The organism is Mycobacterium sp., assembly GCF_032162105.1.
In the GTDB taxonomy this organism is placed as follows: Bacteria; Actinomycetota; Actinomycetes; order Mycobacteriales; family Mycobacteriaceae; genus Mycobacterium.
In genome coordinates this window covers 1-3,941 of sequence record NZ_JAVRPS010000271.1, presented here as the reverse complement: position 1 = coordinate 3,941, position 3,941 = coordinate 1, and the positions used below count along the sequence as shown (strand labels likewise).

The following is a 3,941-nucleotide window of genomic DNA, read 5'->3' as shown; positions in this document are numbered from 1 at the left end:
GTTTACGCCTACCAATTCGGTGGCCTCGCGAAAGCCATCACGCTGGGTGAATGTTCGTGACCTGGGTATTTCCTGAATGTGTGGCGTCCGCTGGCAAACAGTGTCATAGTGTTACGGAACACGGGGGCAAACCAAATCGCGCAAGCTGCCAGCAAACAGGAGGTGTGGCGACCAGTGTCGGTGGCAGAACAGATTTTCACACCCGCCAGGACGCCCCTAAGGGCGGTCAATCCCTCGGACGGCCCGCGGTGGCAGCGACGCTACGTGCGCGCACTCATCGTCACCGACGTACTCGTCGTGATGGCCGCGATGGCGTGCGCTCAGATGATCAAGCTCGGGCGGCCGATCACGGCGCTAGATCCGGCCTCGGTGTACTTCTCGATCCTGTCGGTCTGCGTGGCCGCGATCTGGCTGGCGCTTCTGGCGGCCTACCGCACCCGTTCGCCGCGGATCGTTGGTGCCGGCGTCGAGGAGTATCGGCGCGTGGTGTCCGCGACGCTGGCCACCGTCGGCGTCGTCGCGGTCGCCCTGATGATCTTCCGGCCGGAGTACGCCCGCGGCTACCTGGCCGTCGCGTTCCCGCTCGGGCTGGCCGGTCTGGTCGTCGGCCGCAACATCTGCCGGGCCTATCTGGCCAGGCAGCGCCGTCGCGGACGCTGCGTGGTGACGGTGCTCGCCGTCGGTGACGCGAGGGCCGTCCGCAGCCTGGTTCAGTCGCTGACCCGCGGCTGGGGATACGGATACTCGGTCATCGGCGTGTGCCTTACCGGGCGCAGTTCGGGCGGCACCATCGACATCCCGGGTGTCGGCACGTTGCCGGTGCTGGGCGATGAAGGCAAGGTCCACGACGCGATCCTGAAGACCAACGCCGACACCGTCGCGCTGACCACCACCGACCACCTCGGCCCAGAAGGCGTCAGGGAACTGTCGTGGGACCTGCACACGCTCGGGGTTGACCTGGTCGTCACGCCCGGTGTCGTGGACGTCGCGGGTCCGCGGCTGACCATGCGGCCGGTCGCCGGACTTCCGCTGATCCACGTGGAGAAGCCGCAGTACAGCGGCACCAAGAAGGTCCAGAAACTCGCGTTCGATTACTTCGTGTCGCTGTCGGTGCTGCTCGGTGCGCTGCCGGTGATGATCGTCGCGGCCACCGCCATCAAGCTGACCAGCAAGGGGCCCGTGTTCTACCGCTCGGAGCGCATCGGTCTCGAGGGCACGCCGTTCCAGATGGTCAAGTTCCGCACCATGGTGAACGGCGCCGACCAGCAGATCGCGAGCTTGGCCGACACCAACGAAAGCGTCGGCGGCGTGCTCTTCAAGATCAAGGACGACCCGCGGATCACCGCCATCGGCCGGCTGCTGCGCAAGTACAGCATCGACGAGCTGCCCCAGTTCTTCAATGTGCTGAGGCGCGACATGAGCGTCGTCGGTCCTCGCCCGCCGCTGCGCCGCGAGGTGGACACCTACAACGACCAGGTTCGCCGTCGGCTGCTGGTGCTGCCGGGCATCACCGGGCTGTGGCAGGTGAGCGGCCGCTCCGACCTGTCGTGGGAGGACTCGGTCCGCCTGGACCTGTCCTACGTCGAGAACTGGTCGATCACCAACGACGTCTTGATCGCGGTGAAGACCATCCGCACCGTCGCCACCGGCTCCGGCGCGTACTGAGAGCCGGGCCGCGGGGACGCAACACCTCCGTCGCCCGCAGGCAGCCTGATTGACCCGGCCAGCAACCATCGTGAGACGGCTCGCTCGGGACTGCGGCAACACGTTACTCGGAAGCCACCGCAAAATGAACAGATGCGTCATTATTCGGTGACGCTCGAATTCCCCGACGCTTCAAGATCGCGGTGGCGTGGCCAGCGTATCGGTCCGTGACGCTGGTCTCTTGCCGAGACCGGCCCTTCGTGACCGGAAACACACCGCAATAGGCTGTCATCACCATGACGACTGACGACTGGCGCAAGGCCCTGGACGCCACTGCACTGCGCGACGTTCTGATCGGCTCACCGTGGCGGGGAATCGACGTGGTGGCCGAGACCGGTTCCACCAACGCCGACCTGATCGCCCGCGCGACGGCCGGCGAGGACATCGACGGCGTGGTGCTCATCGCCGAACATCAGACGGCGGGCCGCGGCCGCAACGGCCGCAGTTGGTCGGCCGTTCCGCGCGCGCAGGTCACGATGTCGGTCGGGGTGAGCGCCGACGGCATTCCCACCGCGGCGTGGGGGTGGATACCGCTGGTGGCCGGCTTGGCCGTGGTCGATGCCGTCGCCTCGGCGACGGGCGTGGATGCCGGCCTCAAGTGGCCCAACGACGTGCTGGCCCGCCCGCCCGCGCACGGCAAGTTGGCGGGCATCCTCGCCGAGGTGGCGGCACCCGCGCAGGCGATCGTGATCGGCATCGGACTCAACGTGTCGCTGCGCGCCGACGAACTGCCCGATCCCGGCGCGACGTCGCTGGCCATGCTTGGCGGCCGCCGCACCGACCGCAGGGACCTGATCGTCGCCCTGTTGGGCGGCCTGGCGCGGCGCATCGCGGGTCTGCGGGAGGCGCGGGGGGCCGATGCCCCGCTGGTCGCCGAATACACCGCGCACAGCCTCACCATCGGGGCGCGTGTCCGGGCCACGCTGCCCGGCGACCGCGAGATCGTCGGCGACGCCCGGCACGTCGACGACCAGGGCCGACTGTGCATCGACACGGGCGCAGAGACCGTCGTCATATCGGCAGGAGACATCGTGCATCTTCGGCCCTTCGGGGGCGCCGACTCTGGGTAGAGTCGCACCGTGGGTTACCCGGATAACGTGCTGGCCGCCGAGGAGCGCGTCGTGCTACACCGGCATCCGCACTGGAAGCGGTTGATCGGACCCGTCCTGATCCTCCTGCTGGCGACGGCACTCGCGGCGTTCGGCGCCGCGGTGGTCAACCACACCGACTGGGGCGCGACCGCCAAGAACGTCGTGATGGCCGTCATCGGAGTGGTCTGGCTGTTGGTCGTCGGGTGGCTGGTGTTGTGGCCCTTCCTGAACTGGCGCACAACGCATTTCGTCATCACGGACCGTCGGGTGATGTTCCGGCACGGGTTGCTGACCCGGGCCGGCATCGACATCCCGCTGGCGCGGATCAACAGCGTGGAGTTCCGGCACGGTTTGCTCGACAGGATGCTGCGCACGGGCACGCTGATCATCGAGTCGGCGAGCCAAGACCCTCTAGAGTTCCACGACATTCCGCGCGTCGAGCAGGTGCACTCCCTGCTCTATCACGAAGTCTTCGACACCCTCGGCTCGGAGGAGTCGCCCAGCTGATCCGGCTTGGCCCGCCTTTCGCGTAGCGGTGTGACGTTACGGCGGACGTGGCCCTGCTCGTATTCGTCCTCGATGGCCTCGGCGATGCCGCCGGCGGTCATCGACGCCTCGACGACCTTGTCGGGGTTGCGGCCGAACTCGTCGGGGAAGACCCAGCGCCGGAACGCCCAGAACCGGAAGCCCATCTGCAACAGGTTGCCGATGACGTAGGCCGAGATGAAGTCGGCGATGTTCTCCATCGTCAGGGAGACGTCGGGCACCCGAAGCTGCAGCACGTAGCTAGAGAAATACAGCGGGGCCATGCTCAGCAGCACGCCGACGCCGCTGACCCCGAAGAACAGCAGTGCCTCGTGGTGGCGTTCCCGGCCGCCGCGGTCGCGGAAGCTCCATTCCCGGTTGAGGATGTAGGACGCGATGACGGCGACGATGCCGGAGATGATCTTGGCGGTCACCGGCTTGGGCTCGAGGATCGTCAGCTTGAGGGTGTAGAAGATCGCGGAGTCGATGATGAACGTCGTGCCGCCGACGATCGCAAACTTGATGAGCTCGTGATGCCGTTCGGCGTAGAGCCGCATCACGCGGGGTAGCCGAGCAATGGTGGCATCGGTAAAAGACACAAGAGCGCAGTCTACGGAAATC

The 3,941-nt window shown here is 66.9% G+C and carries 4 protein-coding genes; 3 read left to right on the top strand and 1 reads right to left on the bottom strand.

Annotated features, from left to right (window positions below):
- The first annotated feature begins 264 nt into the window (after positions 1-264).
- The 3 genes from QOC69_RS13810 to QOC69_RS13800 all read left to right on the top strand — a co-directional run bounded on the left by QOC69_RS13810 (position 265) and on the right by QOC69_RS13800 (position 3,302).
- On the top strand, positions 265-1,665 hold the full coding sequence (locus QOC69_RS13810) for a sugar transferase (protein WP_526440370.1): 1,401 nt from the start codon (positions 265-267) through the stop codon (positions 1,663-1,665).
- A 275-nt stretch (positions 1,666-1,940) separates the two neighbouring features.
- Entirely contained in the window at positions 1,941-2,774 is an 834-nt protein-coding gene (locus QOC69_RS13805) for a biotin--[acetyl-CoA-carboxylase] ligase (RefSeq protein WP_526440368.1), read from the top strand.
- A gap of 9 nt (positions 2,775-2,783) precedes the next feature.
- Positions 2,784-3,302 (top strand): PH domain-containing protein, encoded by a 519-nt coding sequence (locus QOC69_RS13800; RefSeq protein WP_526440366.1) that lies wholly within the window; start codon positions 2,784-2,786, stop codon positions 3,300-3,302.
- Here the strand turns inward: QOC69_RS13800 and QOC69_RS13795 are convergent.
- Positions 3,257-3,919, bottom strand: coding sequence for a GtrA family protein (locus QOC69_RS13795; RefSeq protein ID WP_526440364.1), 663 nt, complete (start codon positions 3,917-3,919; stop codon positions 3,257-3,259). The two genes, QOC69_RS13800 and QOC69_RS13795, sit on opposite strands and share 46 nt — an antisense overlap.
- Positions 3,920-3,941: the final 22 nt, after the last annotated feature.